The organism is Castellaniella denitrificans (genome assembly GCF_042653765.1).
GTDB classification, from domain to species: domain Bacteria; phylum Pseudomonadota; class Gammaproteobacteria; order Burkholderiales; family Burkholderiaceae_B; genus Castellaniella; species Castellaniella denitrificans.
This window is the reverse complement of record NZ_JBHSEZ010000014.1, coordinates 1-23,038: the sequence shown is the minus strand read 5'-3', so window position 1 is coordinate 23,038 and position 23,038 is coordinate 1. Positions and strand designations below refer to the sequence as shown.

At 68.8% G+C, this 23,038-nt stretch carries 26 protein-coding genes; 7 read left to right on the top strand and 19 right to left on the bottom strand.

The features are described from left to right. Positions 1-93: 93 nt before the first annotated feature. Positions 94-1,194 carry an NAD(P)-dependent alcohol dehydrogenase gene (locus tag ACFO27_RS11675; protein ID WP_376817476.1) on the top strand — a complete coding sequence of 367 codons (1,101 nt, stop codon included), beginning with the start codon at positions 94-96 and terminating at the stop codon, positions 1,192-1,194. Positions 1,195-1,233: 39 nt separating this feature from the next. Here ACFO27_RS11675 and ACFO27_RS11670 read toward each other — a convergent pair whose 3' ends face one another. The 13 genes from ACFO27_RS11670 to ACFO27_RS11610 all read right to left on the bottom strand — a co-directional run bounded on the left by ACFO27_RS11670 (position 1,234) and on the right by ACFO27_RS11610 (position 10,730). Continuing rightward, entirely contained in the window at positions 1,234-1,533 is a 300-nt protein-coding gene (locus tag ACFO27_RS11670) for a HigA family addiction module antitoxin (protein WP_376817475.1), read from the bottom strand. Between the two features lie 10 nt (positions 1,534-1,543). Continuing rightward, on the bottom strand, positions 1,544-1,825 hold the full coding sequence (locus tag ACFO27_RS11665; protein ID WP_376817474.1) for a type II toxin-antitoxin system RelE/ParE family toxin: 282 nt from the start codon (positions 1,823-1,825) through the stop codon (positions 1,544-1,546). Positions 1,826-2,091: 266 nt separating this feature from the next. Continuing rightward, positions 2,092-2,898: a helix-turn-helix transcriptional regulator gene (locus ACFO27_RS11660; protein ID WP_376817473.1), complete on the bottom strand. Its 807-nt coding sequence runs from the start codon at positions 2,896-2,898 to the stop codon at positions 2,092-2,094. A 22-nt stretch (positions 2,899-2,920) separates the two neighbouring features. Beyond that, the gene (locus ACFO27_RS11655) at positions 2,921-3,466 is read right to left on the bottom strand and encodes a YbhB/YbcL family Raf kinase inhibitor-like protein (RefSeq protein ID WP_376817517.1); all 546 of its coding nucleotides are present in this window, start codon (positions 3,464-3,466) and stop codon (positions 2,921-2,923) included. 149 nt (positions 3,467-3,615) lie between these two features. Continuing rightward, positions 3,616-4,317, bottom strand: a complete 702-nt coding sequence (locus ACFO27_RS11650) for a glutathione S-transferase family protein (RefSeq protein WP_376817472.1) — start codon at positions 4,315-4,317, stop codon at positions 3,616-3,618. 10 nt (positions 4,318-4,327) lie between these two features. After that, positions 4,328-4,726, bottom strand: a complete 399-nt coding sequence (locus tag ACFO27_RS11645; protein ID WP_376817471.1) for a YchJ family protein — start codon at positions 4,724-4,726, stop codon at positions 4,328-4,330. 10 nt (positions 4,727-4,736) lie between these two features. Next, complete coding sequence (locus tag ACFO27_RS11640) at positions 4,737-5,663, bottom strand: nucleotidyl transferase AbiEii/AbiGii toxin family protein (protein ID WP_376817470.1); 927 nt, start codon at positions 5,661-5,663, stop codon at positions 4,737-4,739. Next, the gene (gene abiEi / locus ACFO27_RS11635; RefSeq protein WP_376817469.1) at positions 5,660-6,208 is read right to left on the bottom strand and encodes a type IV toxin-antitoxin system AbiEi family antitoxin; all 549 of its coding nucleotides are present in this window, start codon (positions 6,206-6,208) and stop codon (positions 5,660-5,662) included. The genes ACFO27_RS11640 and abiEi overlap by 4 nt, the downstream gene beginning before the upstream one ends. A 111-nt stretch (positions 6,209-6,319) precedes the next feature. Beyond that, positions 6,320-7,003: an ABC transporter permease gene (locus tag ACFO27_RS11630; protein ID WP_376817468.1), complete on the bottom strand. Its 684-nt coding sequence runs from the start codon at positions 7,001-7,003 to the stop codon at positions 6,320-6,322. Further along, positions 7,000-7,716 carry an ABC transporter permease gene (locus ACFO27_RS11625; RefSeq protein WP_376817467.1) on the bottom strand — a complete coding sequence of 239 codons (717 nt, stop codon included), beginning with the start codon at positions 7,714-7,716 and terminating at the stop codon, positions 7,000-7,002. Before ACFO27_RS11625 ends, ACFO27_RS11630 begins: the two co-directional genes overlap by 4 nt. 100 nt (positions 7,717-7,816) lie before the next feature. After that, positions 7,817-8,635: a transporter substrate-binding domain-containing protein gene (locus ACFO27_RS11620; RefSeq protein ID WP_376817466.1), complete on the bottom strand. Its 819-nt coding sequence runs from the start codon at positions 8,633-8,635 to the stop codon at positions 7,817-7,819. A 57-nt stretch (positions 8,636-8,692) separates the two neighbouring features. After that, a complete protein-coding gene (locus ACFO27_RS11615) occupies positions 8,693-10,057 on the bottom strand; it encodes a TrkH family potassium uptake protein (protein WP_376817465.1) in 1,365 nt (454 codons plus the stop codon). Positions 10,058-10,073: 16 nt separating this feature from the next. Continuing rightward, positions 10,074-10,730: a potassium channel family protein gene (locus ACFO27_RS11610; protein WP_376817464.1), complete on the bottom strand. Its 657-nt coding sequence runs from the start codon at positions 10,728-10,730 to the stop codon at positions 10,074-10,076. A 167-nt stretch (positions 10,731-10,897) separates the two neighbouring features. Here ACFO27_RS11610 and ACFO27_RS11605 point away from each other — a divergent pair, with 167 nt between their 5' ends. Then, complete coding sequence (locus tag ACFO27_RS11605; RefSeq protein ID WP_376817463.1) at positions 10,898-11,896, top strand: alkene reductase; 999 nt, start codon at positions 10,898-10,900, stop codon at positions 11,894-11,896. A 71-nt stretch (positions 11,897-11,967) separates the two neighbouring features. Here ACFO27_RS11605 and ACFO27_RS11600 read toward each other — a convergent pair whose 3' ends face one another. Both ACFO27_RS11600 and ACFO27_RS11595 read right to left on the bottom strand, forming a co-directional pair. Further along, on the bottom strand, positions 11,968-12,423 hold the full coding sequence (locus tag ACFO27_RS11600; protein WP_376817462.1) for a GatB/YqeY domain-containing protein: 456 nt from the start codon (positions 12,421-12,423) through the stop codon (positions 11,968-11,970). 109 nt (positions 12,424-12,532) lie between these two features. Beyond that, on the bottom strand, positions 12,533-13,297 hold the full coding sequence (locus ACFO27_RS11595) for an NRDE family protein (RefSeq protein WP_376817461.1): 765 nt from the start codon (positions 13,295-13,297) through the stop codon (positions 12,533-12,535). A 174-nt stretch (positions 13,298-13,471) separates the two neighbouring features. On the opposite strand from ACFO27_RS11595, the gene ACFO27_RS11590 reads away from it, so the two are divergent. The 4 genes from ACFO27_RS11590 (at position 13,472) to fabB (ending at position 17,383) form a co-directional block, all read left to right on the top strand. After that, the gene (locus tag ACFO27_RS11590) at positions 13,472-15,073 is read left to right on the top strand and encodes a methyl-accepting chemotaxis protein (RefSeq protein ID WP_376817460.1); all 1,602 of its coding nucleotides are present in this window, start codon (positions 13,472-13,474) and stop codon (positions 15,071-15,073) included. Continuing rightward, entirely contained in the window at positions 15,070-15,510 is a 441-nt protein-coding gene (locus tag ACFO27_RS11585) for a flagellar protein FlhE (RefSeq protein ID WP_376817459.1), read from the top strand. The genes ACFO27_RS11590 and ACFO27_RS11585 overlap by 4 nt, the downstream gene beginning before the upstream one ends. 131 nt (positions 15,511-15,641) lie before the next feature. After that, complete coding sequence (gene fabA / locus ACFO27_RS11580; RefSeq protein WP_043682696.1) at positions 15,642-16,154, top strand: 3-hydroxyacyl-[acyl-carrier-protein] dehydratase FabA; 513 nt, start codon at positions 15,642-15,644, stop codon at positions 16,152-16,154. 11 nt (positions 16,155-16,165) lie between these two features. After that, positions 16,166-17,383, top strand: a complete 1,218-nt coding sequence (gene fabB / locus ACFO27_RS11575) for a beta-ketoacyl-ACP synthase I (RefSeq protein ID WP_376817458.1) — start codon at positions 16,166-16,168, stop codon at positions 17,381-17,383. A 79-nt stretch (positions 17,384-17,462) separates the two neighbouring features. Here the strand turns inward: fabB and ACFO27_RS11570 are convergent, their stop codons facing one another. Then, positions 17,463-18,671: a CynX/NimT family MFS transporter gene (locus ACFO27_RS11570; RefSeq protein ID WP_376817457.1), complete on the bottom strand. Its 1,209-nt coding sequence runs from the start codon at positions 18,669-18,671 to the stop codon at positions 17,463-17,465. Continuing rightward, positions 18,668-19,885, bottom strand: coding sequence for an MFS transporter (locus ACFO27_RS11565; protein WP_376817456.1), 1,218 nt, complete (start codon positions 19,883-19,885; stop codon positions 18,668-18,670). The genes ACFO27_RS11570 and ACFO27_RS11565 overlap by 4 nt, the downstream gene beginning before the upstream one ends. 185 nt (positions 19,886-20,070) lie before the next feature. Between ACFO27_RS11565 and ACFO27_RS11560 the strand changes: the two genes are divergently transcribed. After that, entirely contained in the window at positions 20,071-20,952 is an 882-nt protein-coding gene (locus ACFO27_RS11560) for an urea transporter (protein WP_376817455.1), read from the top strand. Here the strand turns inward: ACFO27_RS11560 and ACFO27_RS11555 are convergent. Together ACFO27_RS11555 and ACFO27_RS11550 are read right to left on the bottom strand one after the other, a co-directional pair. Beyond that, a complete protein-coding gene (locus ACFO27_RS11555; RefSeq protein ID WP_376817454.1) occupies positions 20,934-22,640 on the bottom strand; it encodes a cbb3-type cytochrome c oxidase subunit I in 1,707 nt (568 codons plus the stop codon). The two genes, ACFO27_RS11560 and ACFO27_RS11555, sit on opposite strands and share 19 nt — an antisense overlap. A gap of 13 nt (positions 22,641-22,653) precedes the next feature. Then, a partial coding sequence (locus ACFO27_RS11550; protein ID WP_376817453.1) for a c-type cytochrome occupies positions 22,654-23,038 on the bottom strand: 385 nt, incomplete at its 5' end.

Here is a 23,038-nt window from a genome sequence, read left to right as displayed (position 1 = left end):
GCAAGCGCCGGGCCGGGGCAAGCCGATACGATGAAGGCATCGCCTGCAGGCGGGCAGGCCACGAGCCCGCCGACCTCATCGAAGGAGAACCCCATGGCCGCCACAATGAAAGCCGCCGTGTTCGTCGAACCCGACCGGATCGAGCTGACCGACAAGCCCATCCCGGACGTCGGCCCCAACGATGCGCTGATCCGCATCACCACCACCACGATCTGCGGCACCGACATCCACATCCTCAAGGGCGAATATCCGGTCGCCAAGGGCCTCACGGTCGGCCACGAGCCCGTGGGAGTCATCGAAAAGCTGGGCAGCGCGGTCACCGGCTACAAGGAAGGGCAGCGCGTGATCGCCGGGGCGATCTGCCCGAACTTCGGCTCCTATGCCGCCCAGGACGGCGTGCCGTCGCAGGACGGCAGTTACCTGATCCCCTCCGGGCGTTGCGGCTGCCATGGCTACAAGGCGACCGCGGGTTGGCGTTTCGGCAACCTGATCGACGGCACCCAGGCCGAATACGTGCTGGTGCCGGATGCGCAGGCCAATCTCGCGCCGATTCCGGACGGGCTGACCGACGAGCAGGTGCTGATGTGCCCGGACATCATGTCCACCGGCTTCAAGGGGGCGGAAAACGCGAACATCCGCCTGGGCGACACGGTGGTCGTCTTCGCGCAGGGCCCCATCGGCCTGTGCGCCACTGCCGGCGCGCGCCTGCTGGGCGCGACGACCATCATCGCGGTGGACGGCAACGAGCACCGCCTGGGGATTTCTCGAAAGCTGGGCGCCGATGTGACCCTCGATTTCAATACCTGTGACGTGGTCGCCGAGGTGATGCGGCTCACTGGCGGGCGCGGTGCCGATGCCGCCATCGAGGCGCTCGGCACGCAGACCACGTTCGAGCAGGCCCTGCGCTGCCTCAAGCCCGGCGGCACGCTTTCCAGCCTGGGCGTGTATTCGCAGGACCTGAAGATTCCGCTCGACGCCTTCGCCGCCGGCCTGGGCGACCATCGTATCAACACCGCTTTGTGCCCGGGCGGCAAGGAGCGCATGCGCCGCCTGATGAACGTGATCGCCGCCGAACGCCTGGATCTTGGCGTGCTGGTCACCCACCACTACAAGCTGGATGACATCGTCGCGGCCTACGATCTGTTCGCCCACCAGCGCGACGGTGTGCTGAAGATCGCCATCAAGCCGTTCTGAGCGGGGGAGGGGCGCGGGTCGGGGTTTGGAGAAATTCGTTCACCCCGGCCCGGCGTAGGGCGCCGGTGTGACCTGGAATTCACGGCCGGAATGCTCGGCCTGCCACAAGTCGTAATCGGCTTGCATCTGCAGCCACATGATGGCGCTGGGTGCGGGAATCCATCTGGACAGGCGCAGCGCCAGTTCCGGCGTGACGCCCGATCGGCCGTTGATGAAGCGGGAAAACTGCACGCGCGAGACGCCGAGCTGTGCGGCGGCTTGCGTGACCGTCAGGTCGAGTTCGGGCAGGACGTCTTCCTTCAGGATGCTGCCCGGATGAGGGGGAGTATGCAACTGCATGGTGGCTCTCTCAGTGATAGTCCTGATAATCGACGAGAATTGCGTCCCGGCCATCGAACATGAAGGTCAGCCGCCAGTTGCCGCTGACCCGGATTGACCAATGTCCTCGGAGTTCCAGTCCTTTCAGGGGATGCAGTCGCCATCCGGGGACGTCCATGTCTTCAGGTTTTGCCGCACGGTTCAGCGCCAGGAGCTGGCGTTTGAGCCGCGGGGCATGAGCCGCCTGGATCTTCGCCCTTGAACCGGTTTCAAAAAACAGCTGAATCCCTTTATGCCGGAAGTTCTTGATCATCTTGGATTGTATCCCGTATAGATACACGAATCAACATGAGGCTATCTGCCGCTTTGGACAGTATGGCGAGGTTGGGGCTTGATTTGGAGTACTGCGCGCGGAAAAGTCCGTTAGGGAAAGCAGCACCGGCTCGCCTCTGCGCGGGGATGGTGGCAAGGCGCGGCTGAGCGCCGTGTTGGGCCGTGCTGTCACGCGCTCGGATCACGGGCCGATGCGTGGCAGGCCGTGGTTGGGGAGTCCGTTGACTTCGTTCGCTATGGTGGACTTCAGCGTGTCTGCCGCAGTGTGCTCGGGTTCAGCCCGTAGCGCTGCCGGAAACGGATGGCGAATCTCGATGGGCTGGCGTATCCGCAGTCGGCGGCGATGTCGGCGATAGGGCGGGACGTGCTTTGCAGGGCGTCCAGCGCCTGTCCGAGCCGGATGTTGTCGAGCAATTCCCGGAATCCCGTGTGTTCCCGCGCCAGCCTGCGGCGCAGCGTCGCGGCGCTGCAATGGAAATCGCGCGATAGCTGCGCGAGCGTGCGCCGTTCGGGCGGCAGCAGCGACAGGTGCTGTTCGATGCGGGCGCTCAAGGGGTCGTGTCGATCCCGCAGCAGCGGTCCGATGGCCTGCTGCAGGTTCAGCGCCAGCAACAGGCTTTCGGCGGCTTGCCATTGCAGAGCTCCGGGGGCGTCAGCGGTCATGCATTCCCGCAGATAGCGCCAGGCGCGCAGCGAATCGGGGCCGGGCTGGATGGCAAGCACGCACGGGGCGGCGCCGGGGCCGGCGCCCAGTCCGGGATTGCGCCGTCGGAAACGCTCCAGCAATGCGGGAGGCAAGGCGATCGATTCAGCCAGATACGTGCCGTCGATCGGGTGGTTCTCGATGTCCAGTTCCGTGCCGGCCGCCACCAGCAGCCAATGGCCGGCGGTGCAGCGCAGCCGCCGGCCATCGGCGTGGACGTGCTTTTCGCCCTGGCGGATGTCGAAAAGACTCGCCTGGGGGATCCGGACCCGCCGCAATTGCTGCGGGGCCCGGCACTGGAAATGGCCGGGCTGGATCCGGCGTTGCTGGCGGGCGAGGGGTGGTTCCATGGGCCGCGCGGCGATGTTTGCGTCAGCGGCCGAAGACCGGAGTCAGCCGGGCCTGGCCGATGCTGTTGGCGCGCAGCATGAAACCGACCATCGCGCCGCTGGCTTGGGCATCCAGGGGCAGTGTCGCGGTTTTCAGCGCCCAGACGGTGAATTGGTAGCGGTGTGGCGCATCGCCTTCGGGCGGGCAGGCGCCGCCGAAGCCGCTGGTGCCGAAGTCCGTGCGGCCCTGGATGGCGCCGGTCGGCAGGCCTTTGCCATCGGGGCCGATGCCCGCCGGCAGTTCATGGACGGTCGCCGGGATGTTGAAGACGGTCCAGTGCCACCAGCCGCTGCCGCTGGGCGCGTCGGGATCGTAGGCTGTGACGGCGAAACTTTGCGTCCCCGCCGGCGGGTTGTGCCAGGCCAGCGCGGGCGAACGGTTTTCGCCATGGCATCCAAAGCCGTCGTAGACCTGGACCTGGGTCAGCGGCTGGCCGTCCCGCATGTCGGGACTGGACAGTGTGAATTCGGCGGCCTGGGACGTGGCCGCCAGGCCGCATAGCGCCAGTGCGCAAAAGAGGGTACGCATCATGAGGTTGCCTCGGAAACGAAATGGATGCGTCCAGTATAGGGAAGGGGGCTGTCGCGGGTGATGCGCAAACGCGCATCGATGGTGCCGTTGCGCGCATTCCGCGCGGCGGGCGCGGGTGTCGGCCGGCCGTCCCCGCCGGGGGCCGCTCAGGCCCGCGAGGAGGGCAGCAAGGCTCGGCTGAGCGCCGCGCTGGGCCGCGCCGTCACGCGCTCGAACCACGGGCCGATGCGCGGCAGGCCGTGGTCGAAGGGCTGGTTGACGGATTCGCCGAAATCCAGCCAGACATACAGCCAGATGTCGGCGGCGGTGAAGCGCTCGCCGCACAGGTAGGGGCCGGGGCCGAACAGGCCGTCGAGCCATTGCAGGCGGTCCCGGGCCACCCGCTTCAGGCCGTCGGCCGCCTCGGGGGCGACCGGGATGCGGGGCTCGAAGCGGGCCAGCCCCTCGGCGTAGTGGTAGGCGTTGTGGATGAATTCCGTGATGTTGAGCTCGACCCGGCGCCACCATTGCCGGGTCTGCGCGCGCTGTTCGGGCGTGCGGCCGATCAGCGCGGGTTCGGGATGGCGTTCTTCCAGGTATTCCGCGATGGCGACCGCCTCGGCCAGGGTGGTGCCGTCGTCCAGGCGCAGGGCCGGCGTCTGGCCCGCCGGATTGATGGCGAGATAGGGCGGCTGGCGGTTTTCCCCCGTCATCACGTCGATGGTCGTGGCGGGCAGCCGCAGTTGTTTTTCGAGCAGGAACATCCGCAGGCAGCGCGGCGCGGGGCTCTGGGCATCGTAGATCAGCATCATGGCACGGGGGTGGGGTTCGAAGAAGGACAGCCGGGGCGGTCGGACCGGGACGATCACTCAAGTGTACTCAAGCGGCCCCGTCCACATACACCCACATCCCGTCCACCCGCGTGAACCGGCTGGTTTCATGGATGCGGGTGGCGCGGCTGTGGACGCGCACCCGCGCGACGAATTCCACGACCTCGTGGTCGGCGTCCACCCGGACGTGGCGGCGCACGTCCAGTCCCAGCCAGCGGGTGCCGGGCTCGTTGGGTTCCAGCGCGGCCGGCCGGGTGTCGGGGTGCCAGGTCCGCAGCAGGTAGTCCAGTTCGTCCAGCACGTAGGCGCTGTAGCGCGAGCGCATCAGGGCCTGGGCGTCGGGCGCTTGCAGGTGCAAGGAACCATGGTGCCAACGGCCGCAGCAATCGGCGTAGGCTGCGGGAAGGCCGCAGGGGCAGGGGACGGGCTGGTCGGATGCGCGCTTCATGCCGGATGTTCTACATTGGAAAAGAGGTATCGTCGGCGCGGGTGCCTGAGTCCAGCGCCTTTTCCACCACTCGCAACAGGCCTTGGACTTCGTTGGTCAGGAAGGTGCCAAATCCGTTCCGGTGCAGCGTCCTGTCCTGTACGTCCTGGGGGATGAAGCGCGACATTTCTTGTGTGAATGGCGTGCCACGCACGATTTCGCCGAGCCGGTCGATCATCGCCCGCAGCTTGTCCAGGTAGTCGGCTTCGCCGTAGTCTTCGATCTTGCGCTCCACCAGGGCAACGTCGGGGCTTGCGCCTTGTTGTTTGAGCCAGCGCAGGTCCCAGATGTCCCGGTGCCGCACGTAGCGGACACAGGCTGGCAGGGAGACCAATTTGTCGGCCATGATTTCGTCAAGAGACTCAACGCCCAGCAGTACATCCGCGTAACCATCGGGCAGGAACGGGTAATTGCGCGCCAGGCTTTTGATGTCTCGCGTGTAGGCGGGGATATCGGCTACTTCGAGTTTGATGCGCTGCCTGGGAAGATTAGGGCGAGAGGGAGCGGTCTGGATGCTGATCCGCCATTTTGCGATCTGCGTGTGTCCGGGCTCTGCCGGCCCGTCATCCATTCCCCGGATTTGCGGGGCACGAACCCGGACATCCAGGCCATAGCGGCTTCCCAGGTAGTCTTCCAGGCATTGTTTGATGTCCTGCAGCTTGCGCGTATCCAGCCCCGGTCCGCCTGCGAAATCCAGGTCTTCGGAGAAGCGTGGAGCACCATGGCATAGGCGCAGCGAAGTCCCGCCTTGAAACGTCAAAGTGTCGAGCAGCTTGGCTTCGCTTAGGGCGAACAGGATGTCATAGTGCAGCAGTTCTTTTTCGATGACGGGACGCATATGGGCGCGCCCCGCGTCCCGCATGGCCAGTTCCACCAGATGATCGAAGTTTTCTTTCATGGTTTGGCCAAGGCCTCCTGGAGGGCTTCTGGGTCGATCAAATGCAGATTGCGGCCGACACGCCGCAAGTCGCGGATGGCCGTGTCGATCTTGGCCATGCGCAAGGGATGATCGGAAGAAAGCGTCGCTTGGCGCAGATCGGCCGGATCGCGCTTGGTGTGCACAAACTCGATGGTGCCGTAAGGGGTCCGGATTTCACCTTCGCGTCCGGTGGTCATGAGGGTGATGCGATCGATGGGGATCTGCGAGATGACGCCGTATTCCGCCAGGGCGGATTCCAGGCTGATGTAGCTGAGCTCGGCGGGACGCAGGGCGATGGCGATGCGTTCGATCGTGTACCCGTCGCGGGATTTTGCCGCGTCATGAACGTAGACGGCCCGGGCCGCGCGGGTCAGGATGCTGGTATCGACCAGGCGGGCCAGCCCGGCGGCAAAGGTCTTTTCCGAATCCTCGTGGAAGCAGGCGCGCAGATGCTGGCGCCGGAATACATAGCGGCCGGTGTCGTCCAGGGCACGGAGAACGCGAATGGCTTGGCGCTGGTTCATGGGATTAAGTATACATCAGCACCCTGCTTATATGGTGTTTACGTAGACTTATGAGCCACTCTGGCGCTGCATGTCCCTCCGCGGATTTCGAAGGGGTGGCGGCCTGCGATCCTATTCCCCCGTCCGGATCCCCAGCCTGCGCTCCACCAGCCAGGCGCAGCCGAGCAGCGTGACGTTGATGGCCAGGTACAGCATGCCGGCGATGATGAAGGTTTCGACGATCAGGTAGCTCTGGCTCATCAGGCGCCGGGCGAAGCCGGTGAGCTCCATGACGGCGATGGTGGAGGCCAGGCTGGTGCCCTTGATGGCCAGCACCAGCTCGTTGCTGTAGGCCGGGAAGGCCTGGCGGATGGCCAGGGGGAAGCGGATGCGGCGGAAGATCTGCAGGCGGCTCATGCCGCAGGACGCGGCGGCGTCCAGCTGGCCGGCCGGCACGGATTGTAGGCCGCCGCGGATGGCCTCGCTCATGTAGGCGCCGCTGTTCAGGGCGATGGCCAGGATGGCGCAGCGCGCGCCGTCGGAGAACAGCCACCACAGGGCGGGCTGTTCGCGCACGAAGCCCAGGGTGCCGATGCCGTAGTACAGCAGGAACAGCTGGATCAGCAGCGGCGTGCCGCGAAAGACGGTGCTGTAGGCGAAGGCCGCGCCCGAGACCAGCGGGTTGCGCGCGGTGCGCATCAGCGCCGCGCCCAGGCCCAGCAGCGAGGCGAACAGGATGGAGAACAGGCCGATACGCAGGGTGATCCAGAAGCCTTCGATCAGCACGGGAACGGCGTGTTCGAACAGTTCGATCATCGTCCGGCCCCCCGCATGCCGCGCCCGAAGTGGCGTTCGGCCCAAACGAACAGGCCCTGGCTGCAGGCGCCGATCAGGAAATACAGGATGCCGGCCAGCAGGTACAGGATCAGGGGCGCGCGCGTGGCGGCCGAGCCCAGGACGGCGGCGCGCATCAGTTCGACCAGGCCCACCAGGGAGACCAGAGCGGTGTCCTTCAGGGCGGCCTGCCAGACGTTGTTGGCGCCGGGCAGGGCGTACCAGAAGAGCTGCGGCAAGGTGATGCGCCGCAGGCACTGGCCGCGGTCCATGCCGATGGCGCGGGCGGCTTCGAGCTGGCCGGGATCGATGGCCTTGAAGGCGCCGCGGAAGACCTCGACGCTGTAGGATCCGGAGATCAGGGCGATGGCCAGGATGCCGATCAGCATGGGGAAGACGGTGCTCATCAGGTCGTCCCATTCCAGCCAGTCGGCCAGGTCGGCGGCGGGCTGCACCGCGCCGAAGAACAGCAGGTAGATGATGAGCAGTTCGGGGACGCTGCGCACGATCAGGGTGTACAGGCCGACGAGCGCGCGCGCCGGGCGGCTGGCGCCGGTCTTGGCGACCGCGCCGGCGATGCCGATGGCCATGCCCAGGCCGATGCCGCACACGCTGATGAAGACGGTCATGGCCGCGCCACGCAGCAGCATGGCGCCCCAGCCGGCGCTCAGGATGTCGTGCAGGGTCTGGATCATGGAATCGATCGAAAGCCCCGGGGCGGCGCCGGCGCGTGGCGGGCGGCGGCCCCGGGGGAGTGACGCCGGCGCCCGGAGGCGCCGGCCGCGTCGTCGGGCATTACTTCTTGCAGGCGGCGTAGTTGGACAGGTCGACGCCGAACCACTTGGTGCTGGAGGACTTGATGGTGCCGTCGGCGATCAGTTCGCACAGGGCCTTGTCCACCTTGGCCTTCAGCTCGGTGTTCTTCTGGTTGATGCCGGCCCCGATGCCCAGGCCCAGGATGTCCGGGTCGGCGCTGCTCTTGACCACGGCGTCGGCCATGACGAACTTGCCCTTGCCGGTGGTGTCCAGGAACTGGCTCTGCGGGGTGACTTCGGAGAAGGTCGCGTCCAGGCGGCCGGCCGACAGGTCCATCTGCATCTGGTCCTGGGTCTCGTAGGTCTTGAGCTTCAGGTCGGGCGCGTATTTCTGCAGGAAGGCGCCCTGGGTGGTGCCGCTCTGCACGCCGACGGTCTTGCCCGCCAGGCCGGCCATCAGGGCCTTGGGATCGGCGGCCTTGAGCAGCGCGTCGTCCTTGGGCAGCACGAAGGCGGAATCTTCCGTGGCGTAGGGGATGCTGAAGGCGATGACCTTGGCGCGCTCGGCGGTGACGGACATGCCGGAGATCACCAGGTCGAAGCGTTCGGCCTGCAGGGCGGGGATCAGGCTGTCGAAGGCCTGGACCACGAAGCGGCACTTCATGTCGAGCTTCTTGCACAGGGCATGGCCGACGTCGGCGTCGAAGCCGGTGACCTTGCCGCTGGCGTCGACCATGCTCCAGGGCGGGTAGCCGCCTTCGGTGCCGATTTTCAGCGTGGCGGCCGAAGCCGTGGTGGCCAGGCCGGCAAGGCCGAGAGCGGCGCACAGCGCCGCCTGTCGTGCGATGGAAATCACCATGGACGGGATCCTAATGAGAGGTTGGGTCTGGGAAAAAAAGTAATAGTAGTACATGAATCACCCTATCTGCACCACCGTTTCCGGGTATCGCACCCGGCTGCGGCGCTGCGTACCCAGGCTGTAGACCAGGGTCAGGGGCCCCAGGCGGCCGACGAACATCAGCAGCATCAGCACGATCTGGCTGGGCAGGGTCAGGGCGCCGGTCAGGTCGGGGCTGATGCCGGTGGTGCTGAAGGCCGACATGACCTCCATGACCACGGCGATGAAGGGCAGGTCCTCGAACAGGCTGACCAGGAAGATGCCCAGGCACACCAGCAGGCCCGACACCATCATCAGGGCCAGGGCCTTCTGGATGGATTCGGGGGCGATGGTGCGGTGCATCAGCACGACTTCCTTGCGCTGCAGGATGTAGGCCCGGACCACGGCCAGCAGGACGATGAAGGTGGCGAGCTTGATGCCGCTGGCCGTGGACAGCGAGCCGCCGCCGATGAACATCAGGCAGGTGAGCAGGAAGCGCGAGCTGTCGTACAGCTGGTCGACGTTCACGCTGGCGAAGCCGGCCGTGCGCGCGGCGACGACCTGGGTCCAGGCGGCCAGTCCCTGGCCGGCGGCCGGCAATGCGCCCAGGGTATGCGGATTGCGCGCCTCGATCAGCCAGAACAGCGCGAAGCCGGCCAGGTTCAGGACCAGCGTGCCGATCAGCATCAGCCGCGTGTAGTAGGCCAGCGTGGCCCAGCCGCGCTTCTGCTGGATGTCGGCCAGCACGCTGAAGCCCAGCCCGCCCAGGATGACGCAGCCGGTGATCACGAAGGTGGTGACCGGATCGCCGGTGAAGCCGGCCAGGCTGCCGGGAAAGAGCGACAGGCCGGCGTTGTTGAAGGCCGAGACGGCGTGGAATCCGGCCAGCAGGAAGGCATGCCCCAGGCTGTCGTGGCGCCACCACCAGAGGGTCAGGATCAGGATGGCCGCGCCCTCGATCGCCAGGGAGAATTTCAGCACCGTCAGCGCCGTCTGGCGGATGCGGACCACGCTGGTCTGGTTGAAGGCCTCCAGCGCCAGGGCCTGGTATTTCAGGCTGACACGCTTGCCCAGCGTCAGGGTGGCGATGATGGCGAAGGTGACGAAGCCGATGCCGCCGACCTGCACCAGGGCCAACACCACGGCCTGGCCGAAGAAGCTCAGGTCGGTGGCCGGGTCGATCAGCATCAGGCCGGTGACGGTGACGGCGGACGTGGCGGTGAACAGCGCCTCGAACACGCCGAAGGGGTGGCGCTGCGCCACCGGCAGGGACAGCAGCACGGTCCCGATCAGGATCAGGACGAGGAAGCTGCCGGCCAGGACCGCGGGCGGGCTGGCCTGCAGCTGCCCGGTGCGGCGCGCCTGGCGGTAGGCCAGCAGCGGATGGATGGAAAAGCGGGCCATGCTCGGGTCGGGGCGGTCAGCGCAGTTTCGGCGCGGCGTTCTTCAGGTAGTGCAGCGGGCCGAAGAGGATCAGGGTGTCCTTGGCGCGCACCACGAACTGGTCCGTGGGGTGCACGGTGGTCTCGCCCTTGCGCTTGACGGCCAGGGCGTGGATGGCGCCCGGGGGATCGGTGGTCAGGGCGTCGCCCAGGGTGCGGCCGTCCAGTTGCGCGCTGGCTTCGATTTCGACCACGAAGTCGCCGTTGCCCAGCGAGATGTAGTCGTTGACCATGGGGTAGCTGAGCACCTGGGCGATGCGGATGCCCATCTCGTCTTCCGGATGGATGATGCGGTTGACGCCCAGCTTGGCCAGAATCAGGTGGTGCGCGCGCGAGGACGCCTTGACCCACAGGACCTTCACGCCCAGCGCCTTCAGGTGCACGGTGCAGACCAGGCTGGCCTGCAGGTCCTCGCCGATGGCGACCAGGACCACGTCGTATTCGGGCAGCCCCAGTTCGGCCAGGGCGTCGCGCTCAGTGACGTCGGCGATGGCGGCGCGGGTCAGCCGGTCGGCCATCTGGTCGACGACGCGGCCGTCGGCGTCCACGCCCAGGACCGAATGGCCCAGCCGCATCAGTTCCAGCGAGGTGGCGCTGCCGAAGCGGCCCAGGCCGATGACGGCGAATTGTCCCATGGTGCTCCTTGGTACAGGTCCCGGATGGCGTTTCAGCCATGGTCAGGGACATGAAAATCTGGTAAAAACCCTGATGGATTTTTACATGAATCTGATATCTGGATGGTGCGTTGCAGCAAATCGAGACAGGGAATGCGCTGAACCAGCCCCGCTTTTTCCCGCATGATATGACAAGTTTGTTCGATCCGGTCAGGCTGGGGGAAATCGAGCTGCCCAACCGCATCGTCATGGCACCCTCGTCGGGCGCGCGGGCCGCGCAGCGCCGCGTGCCCGACGACGGCATGCGCGCGTACTATGCCCAGCGCGCCGGCGCGGGCCTGATCCTGGCGGGGGCGGCTTCGGTGTCGCCGCTGGGCATCGGGCATCCCGATACGCCGGGCATCTGGAATTCCATCCAGGCGCAGGGCTGGCGGGCGGTGACGGACGACGTCCATCGGCGCGGCGGGCGCATCGTCCTGCAGCTGTGGCATGCCGGCCGGGTGTCGGACCCCGAATACCTGTCGGGCGAGATGCCCGTGGCGCCCAGCGCCATCGCCTGCGGCCGGGGACCGTGTCCGCAGGCCGGGGGCTTCGTCGTGCCGCGCAGCCTGCGGCTCGACGAGATCCGGCGCGTGATCGCGGATTTCGAGCAGGCGGCCCGCTACGCCTGGCTGGCGGAGTTCGACGGGGTGGAAGTGCATGCCGGCGACGGCTACCTGATCGACCAGTTCCTGCACGATGGCTCCAACGGCCGGCAGGACGACTACGGCGGCTCGGTGTGCAAGCGCAGCCGTTTCCTGCTGGAAATCGTCGATGCCTGCGCCGGCATCTGGGGAGCGGGGCGCGTCGGGGTGCACCTGTCGCCGCGCGGCGACCGCTACGACATGCGGGATTCGGATCCCGCGGCGCTGTACCGCCACGTGGCCCGCGAACTGGGCCAGCGGCGCATCGCCTTCATCTGCGTGCGCGAGCACGAGGGCGCGGACGCGCTGGCCCCGGCGATCCGGGATGCCTTCAGCGGCGCGCTGGTGCTGAGCGAGGGCTACGATCCCGATTCCGCGCTGCGCGCCGTGCAGGCGGAACGCGGCGAGGCGGTCGCCTTCGGCCGGGCGTTCGTGCGCAATCCCGATCTGGTCCGGCAGATCCGGGACGGTCTGCCGCTGGTGCCGGAGGCCGCCGTCGGCTGAATCAGCCGGGCTCGCATTCGGCCGGAGCGCGAGGCGAACCAACGACGTGATCCGGCCGGATGCGGGTCCGGCTACAGCCGGGCGCGGACCTGGGCCGATACGGCGGCCATGTCGGCGCGGCCGGCCAGCGCCTTTTTCAGTTGTCCCATGACCGCGCCCATGGCGGCGCCCCCCTGCAGGCCCTGGCCGGCGGCCTGGGCGAGGGCGGCATCGATGGCGGCCGCGATTTCCTCGGGTGAAGCGCCCTGGGGCAGGAATTCCTTCAGGATGTCCAGTTCGGCGCGTTCCCGGTTGGCGCTGTCGGTGCGGCCGGCGGACTCGAAGGCCGCGATGGACTCGCGGCGCTGCTTGACCTGCTTCTCGATGATGGCCAGGATCGCCGCGTCGTCGGGTTCGACGCGCTCGTCCACGGCTTTTTGCTTGATGGCGGCCTGCAGCAGCCGCAGGGTGCCCAGGCGGGTGCTGTCGTGCGCGCGCATGGCGGCCTTGACGGCGTCGGTGATCTGGCTGGCGAGCCCGGTGCTCATGGGATTGTCCTGTGGGGCGTGAAAAACGGCATTTTAGCGCGCGCCCCGGAGCCATTATCCGGTCCGGGGCGTCGCGCGCGGGATCCGGGCCGCCGCGGCGCGGGCCGGCCTACAGCCGCCAGTCGTGGCGTTCGCGCAGGCGCCCCGAGGCGTCGTAGCCCTGTTCGCTGAAGAAGGTCCGGCCGTCGGCGGCCCCCGCCAGGACCGTCGAGCAGCGGGTGCCGTAGTCCGGGCTGATGATGAAGGGGCTGCTCAGCAGGCGTTCGCGTTCCAGGGCGAGACCGGTGGCCGGCAGCCGCGCGTCCTCGGCCGGCGTGGTGTCGCGCAGCCGTTCGAATACCTGTTCGGGTTCGGACGCCCAGGCGGCGGGCGGCAGGGCGTCCAGCGAGGCGCGCAGCCGCGCGGCCTTGGGCCAGGGGGTATCGAGCAGGTGGTTCGTCAGTACGTAGCGTCTGGGCCCCAGGCGGCGGGGCGCCCGGGCGGGATCCCGGTTGCCCAGGTACCAGGCCTGGCGCGCATCGCCCGCGATCAGGTTGAAGCCCGCCCAGTTGTCCGCCCGGGCCGCGATCGCGGCGATCCAGTCGGCGGGGTCGTCCCCGCCGAGCAGGAAGTCGCGCACCAGCAGGCCGCGCGAAGGGGCGCCGGGCGGCACGGGGTTCGCGGGCTCGCGGTAGTTGGTCAGCAGGGCGTAGCGGCCGGCGGCGGTCGCGCCCATCCAGGTGCCGCCGCCTTGCAGGTCGAGGCCGGCGACCAGGTCCGGGGCCTGCGGCCAGGGGCCCGCCGCCCGGGTCGGGCGGGCGTGGAATTCGTCGCGGTTGGCGGCGATCAGCAGGGGCCAGCCGGGGGCCCCCAGGGACAGGTAGGCGATGCACATGGATGTGGGGTCGGCGGGACAGGAATCCCGGGATATGGCCTTTTTTCTGCGGCTTGGACGGAATTCTTCAATCGTATACTGGTTTCGCGACCGCGCTGTGATCCGCTGGCGGCCGCCCCGAAGTGGGTCGCGGGCGTATCCGGATTATGGATGAGAAGAAAAGAGGAAGACATCATGTCACGGTCATTGCAGGCCTGGACGCGTTCGACCGCGTTCAAATTTGCCTTGTTCACCCTGGTGGCGATCATCGGGATCGTCGTGCTGACGGCGTCGCTGCTGTGGATGGAGCGCGGCGCCCTGCTGCAGGAACGCCAGATCGGCGCGCGCCAGGCTGTCGAGACGGCCTACGGGGTGATCACCTATTACCACCGCCAGGCCGAGACCGGCGCCCTGACCGAGGAGCAGGCGAAGAAGCAGGCCATGGACGCCATCCGCGGCATGCGCTACAGCGGCGAGGAATATTTCTGGATCAACGACATGGTCCCGCGCATGGTGATGCACCCGATCAAGCCGGAGCTCGAAGGCAAGGACCTGTCGGGCATGCAGGATCCCAACGGCCTGAAACTGTTCGTGGCCTTCGTCGACACCGTCAAGGCCAGTCCGGCGCATGACGGCTACGTGTTCTACCTGTGGCCCAAGCCGGGCGTCGACCAGCCGGTGGAGAAAGTCTCCTACGTGAAGGAATTCGCGCCCTGGGGCTGGATCCTGGGCTCGGGCGTGTACCTGGACACGGTCGACGCCGTCGTCTGGGGGCAGGCCGGCGGCTTCGCGCTGGCGGCGGCGATCCTGGCGCTCATCCTGCTGGTCGTGGGCACGGCCCTGTCGCGCCGGCTGGTGCGGCAACTGGGGGGCGAGCCCGATGCCGTCATCCAGATCGCCGACCGCATGTCGCAGGGCGACCTGCGCGTGGACATTCCGGTGCGTCCGGGGGATCACGCCAGCCTGATGCATGCCATGCGGGTCATGCGCGACGGCATCGCCCAGGCCGTGGCCCAGGTCCGTCAGGGCACCGAATGGATCGGCCAGTCCGTCGGCCAGATCGTGCATGGCAACCTGGACCTGTCGGCGCGCACCGAGGAGCAGGCCGCCTCGCTGCAGGAAACCGCCGCCAGCATGGAGCAGATCACCAGCACGGTGGGCCACAACGCGGCCAATGCCCAGCAGGCCAACACGCTGGCGGCCACCGCCTCCGAGGTCGCCTCGCGGGGCGGCCAGACCGTGTCCCGTGTGGTCGAGACCATGGGCGAGGTCAACGCCTCGACGCGCCAGATGTCCGACATCGTGGGGGTGATCGACAGCATCGCCTTCCAGACCAACATCCTGGCCCTGAACGCGGCGGTGGAAGCCGCCCGCGCCGGCGAGCAGGGCAAGGGCTTCGCGGTGGTGGCCTCCGAGGTCCGCGCGCTGGCCCAGCGGTCCTCGAACGCCGCCAAGGAAATCCGCGGCCTGATCGATTCCACCGTGCAGAAGATCCAGTCCGGCGCCGAACTGGCCAATGGGGCGGGCCAGACCATGACGGAAGTCGTTTCCAGCGTCCAGCGGGTGGCCGACATCATGTCGGAAATCACGCTGGCGAGCCGCGAGCAGGCCTCCGGCATCGAGCAGATCAACCTGGCCATCGGCCAGATGGACCAGGTGACCCAGCAGAACGCCGCGCTGGTGGTCGAGGCGGGCACGGCCGCCCAGTCCCTCAACGACCAGATGAACGGCCTGAACCGGGCCGTCGGAGTCTTCCAGCTCAGCGGGCCGGGCACGCCCGCCTTGCCGCAGGAATGAGGATCGCGGGCCGGATCCCGCGCGGCGCGGCGGTGGCCGGGGCCGCGCTGATCCTGGCCGCGGGCGCGGCGCGGGCGGGCGACCGGGCCTGGACGCGGGACCGGGTCAGCCAGGGCCTGCAGGCGCAGGGCCGGGCGGTGGCGGTCCTCTACGAACCCGGGGCCCGGGATCCGGCGGTGCCCGCGTCCGCCCGCATCACCCGGGTCTACGCTTCCCGGGACTACGACAGCGCCGCCCGCATCTCGACCCGCCTGTGCTGGGGTTCCGAACGGGGACCATGCGTGCCGCTGGAGGGCCGCAGCGTCGAAACGGACGCCTTCGACGGCCGCGCGGCGCGCGGCCCGCTGCTGCTGGTGCACCGGGTCGAAGGCTGGGGCGGCGATCATCCGCCGGTGTTCGTCCGGGGGACGGTGACGGTGTGGTTCGATGGCCGATAGTCCCGTCAAGCGCGCCGCCTGGCGCGGCATCGGCTGAAAATATATCGGGTTATACTAGCAAGCTTACCTAGTTTGTGGGGCGCCTTTGCGTCCGGAATGGCCGCCGAGCCGGGGATCTCAGACGGAAAATCATGCAAAAGAACAGCTATAGCTACGACGAACTGCTGGCGTGCGGGCGCGGGGAACTCTTCGGCCCTGGCAATGCCCAGCTGCCGCTGCCGCCCATGTTGATGCTCGACCGGATCACGCATATCGATGACAAGGGCGGCGCGCACGACAAGGGCCAGATCGTGGCCGAGCTCGACATCCGTCCCGACCTGTGGTTCTTCGACTGCCACTTCAAGGGCGATCCGGTCATGCCGGGCTGCCTGGGGCTGGACGCCATGTGGCAGCTGGTGGGCTTTTTCCTGGGCTGCTGCGGCGGCCAGGGCCGGGGCCGCGCCCTGGGCGTGGGCGAAGTCAAATTCACCGGCCAGGTCCTGCCCACGGGCAAGCTGGTCCGCTATACCATCGACATGAAGCGCGTCATGATGCGCAAGCTGGTGATGGGCATCGCCGACGCACGCATGGAAGTCGACGGCCACGAGATCTACGCGGCCCACGATCTGCGCGTGGGTTTGTTCACCCGCACGGATAATTTCTAGGAGGTTCGATCATGCGTCGTGTCGTCGTCACCGGCATGGGCATCGTGTCCAGCCTGGGCAACAACCAGTCCGAGGTCCTCGACAGCCTGCGCCACGGGCGCTCCGGCATCACCTTCCAGCCGGAATACGCCGAACAGGGCCTGCGCTCGCACGTGGCGGGCTCGGTGCGCCTGGACGCGCTCGACCGGATCGACCGCAAGCTCGGCCGTTTCATGGCCAACGGCCATGCCTATGCCTGGCTGGCCATGCAGGAAGCCATCCAGGACGCCGGGCTGACGCCCGAACTGGTGTCCAATCCGCGCACCGGCCTGATCGTCGGCGCCGGCGGTGCCTCGCATTCCTCGATCAACGACGGCATCCAGACCCTGCACGAAAAGGGCGTGCGCCGCGTCGGCCCCTACATGGTCACCAAAGCCATGGCCAGCGGCGTTTCCGCCTGCCTGGCCACCGGCGCCCAGATCAAGGGCGTGAACTATTCCATCAGTTCGGCCTGCTCCACCAGCGCGCATTGCATCGGCAACGCGGTCGAGCAGATCCAGCTGGGCAAGCAGGACATCGTCTTCGCCGGCGGCGCGGAAGAAGAACACTGGTCCCTGTCGTTCATGTTCGACGCCATGGGGGCGCTCTCCACCCGCTACAACGACACGCCGGAACGCGCCTCGCGCACCTATGACGCCGACCGCGACGGCTTCGTGATTTCCGGCGGCGGCGGCATCCTGGTGGTCGAGGAATACGAACACGCCAAGGCGCGCGGCGCCCGCATCCTGGCCGAGATCGTCGGCTACGGGGCGACGTCCGACGGCTACGACATGGTGGCACCGTCCGGCGAAGGCGCGGCGCGCTGCATGCGCCAGGCGCTGGAGGACGTGAACACCCGCGTGGACTACATCAATACCCATGGCACCAGCACGCCGGTGGGCGACGTGAAGGAACTCGAGGCCATCCGCGAGGTCTTCGGCGACGACCAGCCCTGGATCGCCTCGACCAAGTCCCTGTCCGGCCACGCGCTGGGCGCGGCGGGCGTGAACGAGGCGGTCTACACCCTGCTGATGATGCAGCACGGCTTCGTCGCGGCCTCGGCCAACATCGACACGCTGGATCCGGCCGCCGAGGGCATGAACATCCTGCGCGAAGCCCTGCCGCAGGCCCGCATCGAGACCGCGCTGTCCAACAGCTTCGGCTTCGGCGGCACCAACGCCACCCTGGTGTTCTCGCGCGCGGGGCTCTGAGCCCCGGGGCCGTTCCGGCCTTCCGATCCCTTCCCGAACGGCCCGCCGCGCCTCCCCGCGCGGCGGGCCGTCGCGGTTTTCAGCGGGACGACTCCTGGACGACGGTCGCGCGCACCAGCGCGTTGCGGCCCGCCCGCCAGCCGGCCAGGGCCGTGCAGATCCCGAGCACGGCCAGCAGCCCGGTCGAGGCCCGGAAATCGCCCGCCCAGTCGTGCAGCATCCCGATCAGCAGAGGGCCGCTGGCGGCCAGCACATAGCCCGTGGTCTGGGACATGCTGGACAGGTGGGCGGCCACGTGGGCGTCCCCGGACCGCAGCACGATCAGCATCACGGCCAGGGCGAACAGCCCGCCCTGGCCGATGCCCTGGACCACGGCCAGCGGCCAGATGCCCCAGCGCGGCCCCAGGATCATGCCGATCAGGGCCAGGGTGGCCGCCGCGGACAGGAAGACGGCCAGGCCGCGCTGGTCCCGGCATCGCGAGGCCGCCATCGGCGTCAGCAGGCAGGCGGCGACCTGCACCAGGATCGACAGCGAGGTGGCGAGGCCGGCCTCGGTGCCGTCCAGTCCGCGGTCGCGCAGCATCGGCGCCATCCATCCCAGCACGCAATAGGCCAGTGCCGATTGCAGGCCCATGAACAGGGTGACGGCCCAGGCCAGCCCGTCGCGACGCAGGCCTTCGACCGGCAGGATGTGGCGGCCGCCCGCGCGGCGGCCGGCGGCGCGCAGGGCGATCGGCGCCCAGGCCGCCAGGGCTGCCACGCCCGGGACGGCCCACAGGGCCAGGCCCAGGTCCCAGCGGCCGCCCAGGGCCCGGGTGAGCGGCAGCGTGACGGCGGCGGCCAGGGCCGCGCCGCCCACGAGGCTCATGGTGTACAGGCCGGTCATCAGGGCCGCCCGTTCGGGGAAATCCCGTTTCACCAGGCTGGGCAGCAGGACGTTGCCCAGCGCGATGCCCGCGCCCGCCAGGCCGGTGCCCAGGAATAGGCCGGTGACGCCCAGGGCGCCGCGCAGGGCCGTGCCGGCGACGATCAGCGCCAGCACCAGCAGCAGGGTGCGTTCGATGCCGGTGCGCTGCGCCAGGTGGGGGGCGAGGGGAGCGAACAGGCCCATGCACAGCACGGGCAGGGTGGTCAGGTAGCCCGCCTGGGCGCCGGTCAGGCCCAGCGCCTGGGTCAGTTCGGGCAGCAGGATGGCCGTGCTGGGGAACAGGGGGCGCAGGTTGGCGGCCAGCAGCAACAGGCTGGCCGCCGTCAGCCAGGCGGCCGCGCGGGTGGCGGGCGGCCTCATGCGGCGCGGCGCCGCGTGTCCGGCAGGAAGAAGGCCGTCAGGCCCAGCAGGGGCAGGAAGGCGCACAGGTGGTAGACGAAGGCGATGCTGGTGGCGTCGGCCAGCCGGCCCAGCGCGGCGGCGCCGATCCCGCCCATGCCGAAGGCCAGGCCGAAGAACAGGCCCGAGACCGTGCCGGTCTTGCCGGGCATGAGTTCCTGCGCGTAGACGATGATCGCGGGGAAGGCGGAGGCGATCATGAAGCCGGCGCAGAACACCAGGATCAGGGTCCAGTGCAGGTTGGCGTAGGGCAGGGCGAGGGAGAACGGCGCCGTGCCCAGGATCGAACCCCAGATGACGCGCTTGCGGCCGATGCGGTCGCCGATGGGGCCGCCCGCCAGCGTGCCGGTGGCCACCCCGGCCAGGAACACGAACAGGGAATATTGCGCCTGCTGGATGTCCAGGCCGAAGCGGTCGATCAGGAAGAAGGTGAAATAGCTGTTCAGCCCCGCCAGGTAGAAGTATTTGCTGAAGATGAGCAGCAGCAGGATGAACACGGCCCCGCGCACCTGGCGCGCCGACAGGCCGTTGTCGGTCTTGCGCAGGGATGCGCGGCCGCGCACGCCGGACAGGTTGGCGGCGTACCAGCGGCTGACGCCGAGCAGGATGCAGATGCCGGCCAGGGCGGCCAGCGACACCCAGGCGACGCTGCCCTGGCCGTGGGGCACGATCAGCAGCGCGGCCAGCAGGGGGCCGATCGATGAGCCGATGTTGCCGCCCACCTGGAAGATCGACTGGGCCAGGCCGTGGTGGCCGGCCGAGGCCATGCGCGCGACCCGCGAGGATTCCGGGTGGAACACCGAGGACCCGGCCCCCACCAGCGTGGCGGCCAGCACCACCAGAGGGAAGTTCCAGGCCTGGGACAGCAGCAGCAGGCCGCAGAAGGTGAACCCCATGCCGATCGGCAGGGAATAGGGCATCGGGCGGCGATCGGTGAGCCGTCCCACCACCGGCTGCAGCAGCGAGGATGAGAACTGGAAGGCCAGGGTGATGACGCCGACCTGGGCGAAGCTGAGGTCGAAGCGGCCCTGCAGCACCGGATAGATCGCCAGCAGCACCGACTGCATCATGTCGTTGAGCAGGTGGGTCAGGCTGATGGCCCCCAGGACGGGGAAGGCGACGCCGGGTTCGGACTGGGGCGCGGCGGAGGGCGCCGTGGCAAGAGTGTTTTTCATTGATGATCGTGGTCGTACGACGATGGCATCCGGACGATTGTACGCCGGTCCGCGACATGTGCCGGCCGTTATGGACGCCATGCCGCGCGGCGCATCCCGCCGCGCCGTTCCCGCAGTACGATCGCGGATGCCGGGCCCGGTCCCGGGCCCCATCCCCGGACTTCTTCATTTCATCAGGTATCGCCATGCCCTTGCGGGATCATGCTTCGTTCGGCGCGGCCTTCGTCCGCATGCTGCTGCGCGGGATCGGCCAGGTGTACCTGCTGCCCAGCGCCCGGGCCGGCGCGGTCCTGCTGGGCGCCGTGGCCTGGCAGTCCTGGACGCCGGCGGGTGCCTGCCTGCTGGGCGCCCTGGCCGGGACCGCGTGGGGATTGGCCGCCGGCGATGCCGCCGGCGGCCGCGCGGGCCTGGACGGCTACAACGGCGCGTTGACGGGGCTGGGGGTCATGGCCGTGCTGGCGCCCGGGCCGCTCGCCTGGTCCCTGGTGGCGCCGCTGGCCTGCCTGGCCACCTGGTTCGCGCAGGCCTGGCGCGGCCGGTGCGCCGTGCCGCCCTATACGGCGCCGTTCGTCCTCGTGACCTGGCTGCTGATGGCGGCGGCCGCCGGCCTGGACCTGTCGCGGGCCGTGGTGCGGGTCGCCGCCGATCCCGGCTGGAACGGCGCTGCGCAGGGCCTGTTGCGCGGGGTCGGCCAGGTGATGTTCCTGGACGATCCCCGGGCCGGAGCCCTGTGCCTGCTGGGGTTGGCGCTGGGCGCACCCCGGGCGGCGCTGTCCGCCGGGCTGGCCTCGGGTCTGTGCCTGCTGGCGGCCTCGTGGGCGGGCTTTCCTGCCGACGCGGCCCGGATGGGCCTGTACGGCTTCAACGCCGTGCTGGCGGCCGAGGCGCTGCGGACGGTCCGCCCAGGCCGCTGGGCGTGGCCCTGCCTGGGCGCGCTGCTCAGCCTGGGCCTGGTGCGGGGCTTCCAGGCGCTGGAACTGCCGCCGTTGACGGCGCCGTTCCTGCTGGCGACCTGGACGGTGCGCCAGGCCGCCCTGCGCTGGACGCCTCAGGCGCGGGCGGCCTGATCGACGGGATTCCTTCCGGCGGCGGGGCCGGTGGGGACCGGTCCGGCGGCCGGCCGGGCCTCCAGCGAGGCGAGGAATCGCCAGACGAACAGCAGCGTGACCAGCAGCAGGCCCGGGTAGCCCAGTCCGGCCAGGACGTAGGGGATGGTCGGGTCACCCTGGGCCACAGCGTCCAGGTTGAAGCTGAGCAGGCCCAGGGTGATGAAGGCGCCGAAGATCCACATGCTCATCAACCACAGGCCGGCCTCCATGCCGTGCAGCGCGCGGCCCCAGCGGCCCGGATCGGCCGCCCTGAAGGCCGCTCGCGGCCGGGGGGCGTTGCGGGCGCGCAGTCCCAGCGTGAGCAGGTCGTAGATCAGCAGGCCCGCGCCGATCAGGAACACCAGGCCGAACAGCGGTACCAGGATCTTGTAGAACTGCATGGCGGGGAAGATCTGGCCGCCGAACCAGCTCAGCCCCATGGCGCGGTACAGGAAGACCTGGATCGTGCCGCCGATCGCGAAGGCGAAGGCGATGCCCAGCATGCCGGCGAAGACCAGCCAGAAGGCGATCCGGCCCAGCCGCTGGTCGAAGTCCTTGACGCCGCGCAGCAGGGGGATCGCGTAGTAGGCCGCCGCGATGCCCAGCATGCCGAAGGTGCCGAACAGCGCCAGGTGGGCGTGGCTGGGCGTGACCCAGGTGCCGTGCGACCAGGCGTTGGTCAGGGCGAAGGTCATGGTGAAGCCCAGGATGCCCGCTCCGACCTGTTCCAGCACCACCGAGCCCAGGATGAAATAGAAGGCCGGGGCGTTCTCCAGCGGCCGGCGGTCCTGGTGCGCGTCCAGGTAGATGTGCCAGAAGCAGAACACCAGGGGCAGCGGCTCCAGGGCGCTGAACAGCGATCCCCAGAATTGCCAGAATTCCGGCGTGCCGATCCAGAAGTAGTGGTGGGCGTTGCCGATCAGGCCCGACAGCCAGACCATCGCGACCCCCCAGAACACGGCGTAGCCCACGGCCTTGACGTCGGCCTTGAACATCAGCACCAGCAGGAAGCCCACCAGGCTGATGTGGATGACCTCCCAGACGCCCTCGACCCAGTAGTGCACCACGTACCAGCGGAAGTATTCCTGCAGGTCCAGGCGTTCGACGAAGAACACGCCGAACAGCCAGACGAAGGTCAGTGCGCTCACGCCGATCGCCAGCCCCCAGTGGATCTCGTTCCAGTCACGGCGCGCCGGGAAGGTGCGCAGCACCACCCAGGCCAGGATGGCGAAGCCGACGAAGATGACGATGTCGGCGGCGCGGCCGGCCTCGAGGTATTCCAGGCCCTCCTGCAGCCAGGGCTGTCCCAGCCACCAGCCGGCGATGCCGCGCGCCGCCAGGGACTGGGTGGCGACGTTCCACAGCGTGACCGCCAGCAGGGCCCGGAACAGGAAGCGGATCAGCCCCGGAGCGGCCAGCTCGCGGCGCGACAGCAGGGGGCCCACGAACAGGATGGTGCCGATGAAGCCCGACAGGATCCAGAGGATGCCGAGGTTGGTGTGCTCGGCGCGCAGGATGTTGAAGTTGAGGACGCCCGAGAGCAGGTGCGGGTCCACGTGCTGCACGGCGATCAGCAGGCCGAACAGGACCTGGAACCCGAACAGGACCAGCATCAGCAGGAAGAAGCGCAGGCTCAGGCGCTGCGTTTGATAGTCGATCTTGATCATGATGGCTTCCTTTTCACAGGCTGCGCAGGTAGGCCACGATGGACTTCATGTCGGCCTCGTCGATCAGCGCGTCGTAGGACGGCATCACGTGCGGCGGGTAGCCCGCGACGGTCTGGGCGTCGGGCTGGCGGATCGAGCGGATCAGGTAGGCCTCGTCCGCCGTGACGGTGGTGCCGTCGGCCAGCTCGACCTCGTGGCCGGCCAGGCCGCCCCAGCCCGGACCCACCGTGCGTTTCCGGTCGGTGGCGTGGCAGGCCACGCAGCCCAGGTCCGAGACGAGCTGCCGGCCGCGCGCCACGGGGTCCTGGGCTGGCGCGGCCGGAGCGGCGGCCGCGGGCGGAGCCGCCGGGGCGGCCGCGGCGCCGGCCTGGCCGGCCCCGGCACCGCCGCCGGCCGCC

Coding starts and splice junctions, on each gene's coding strand:
- ACFO27_RS11675 (WP_376817476.1), top strand. CDS start 94: ATGGCCGCCACAATGAAAGCCGCCGTGTTCGTCGAACCCGACCGGATC.
- ACFO27_RS11670 (WP_376817475.1), bottom strand. CDS start 1,533: ATGCAGTTGCATACTCCCCCTCATCCGGGCAGCATCCTGAAGGAAGAC.
- ACFO27_RS11665 (WP_376817474.1), bottom strand. CDS start 1,825: ATGATCAAGAACTTCCGGCATAAAGGGATTCAGCTGTTTTTTGAAACC.
- ACFO27_RS11660 (WP_376817473.1), bottom strand. CDS start 2,898: ATGGAACCACCCCTCGCCCGCCAGCAACGCCGGATCCAGCCCGGCCAT.
- ACFO27_RS11655 (WP_376817517.1), bottom strand. CDS start 3,466: ATGCGTACCCTCTTTTGCGCACTGGCGCTATGCGGCCTGGCGGCCACG.
- ACFO27_RS11645 (WP_376817471.1), bottom strand. CDS start 4,726: ATGAAGCGCGCATCCGACCAGCCCGTCCCCTGCCCCTGCGGCCTTCCC.
- ACFO27_RS11640 (WP_376817470.1), bottom strand. CDS start 5,663: ATGAAAGAAAACTTCGATCATCTGGTGGAACTGGCCATGCGGGACGCG.
- abiEi (WP_376817469.1), bottom strand. CDS start 6,208: ATGAACCAGCGCCAAGCCATTCGCGTTCTCCGTGCCCTGGACGACACC.
- ACFO27_RS11630 (WP_376817468.1), bottom strand. CDS start 7,003: ATGATCGAACTGTTCGAACACGCCGTTCCCGTGCTGATCGAAGGCTTC.
- ACFO27_RS11625 (WP_376817467.1), bottom strand. CDS start 7,716: ATGATCCAGACCCTGCACGACATCCTGAGCGCCGGCTGGGGCGCCATG.
- ACFO27_RS11620 (WP_376817466.1), bottom strand. CDS start 8,635: ATGGTGATTTCCATCGCACGACAGGCGGCGCTGTGCGCCGCTCTCGGC.
- ACFO27_RS11615 (WP_376817465.1), bottom strand. CDS start 10,057: ATGGCCCGCTTTTCCATCCATCCGCTGCTGGCCTACCGCCAGGCGCGC.
- ACFO27_RS11610 (WP_376817464.1), bottom strand. CDS start 10,730: ATGGGACAATTCGCCGTCATCGGCCTGGGCCGCTTCGGCAGCGCCACC.
- ACFO27_RS11605 (WP_376817463.1), top strand. CDS start 10,898: ATGACAAGTTTGTTCGATCCGGTCAGGCTGGGGGAAATCGAGCTGCCC.
- ACFO27_RS11600 (WP_376817462.1), bottom strand. CDS start 12,423: ATGAGCACCGGGCTCGCCAGCCAGATCACCGACGCCGTCAAGGCCGCC.
- ACFO27_RS11595 (WP_376817461.1), bottom strand. CDS start 13,297: ATGTGCATCGCCTACCTGTCCCTGGGGGCCCCCGGCTGGCCCCTGCTG.
- ACFO27_RS11590 (WP_376817460.1), top strand. CDS start 13,472: ATGTCACGGTCATTGCAGGCCTGGACGCGTTCGACCGCGTTCAAATTT.
- ACFO27_RS11585 (WP_376817459.1), top strand. CDS start 15,070: ATGAGGATCGCGGGCCGGATCCCGCGCGGCGCGGCGGTGGCCGGGGCC.
- fabA (WP_043682696.1), top strand. CDS start 15,642: ATGCAAAAGAACAGCTATAGCTACGACGAACTGCTGGCGTGCGGGCGC.
- fabB (WP_376817458.1), top strand. CDS start 16,166: ATGCGTCGTGTCGTCGTCACCGGCATGGGCATCGTGTCCAGCCTGGGC.
- ACFO27_RS11570 (WP_376817457.1), bottom strand. CDS start 18,671: ATGAGGCCGCCCGCCACCCGCGCGGCCGCCTGGCTGACGGCGGCCAGC.
- ACFO27_RS11565 (WP_376817456.1), bottom strand. CDS start 19,885: ATGAAAAACACTCTTGCCACGGCGCCCTCCGCCGCGCCCCAGTCCGAA.
- ACFO27_RS11560 (WP_376817455.1), top strand. CDS start 20,071: ATGCCCTTGCGGGATCATGCTTCGTTCGGCGCGGCCTTCGTCCGCATG.
- ACFO27_RS11555 (WP_376817454.1), bottom strand. CDS start 22,640: ATGATCAAGATCGACTATCAAACGCAGCGCCTGAGCCTGCGCTTCTTC.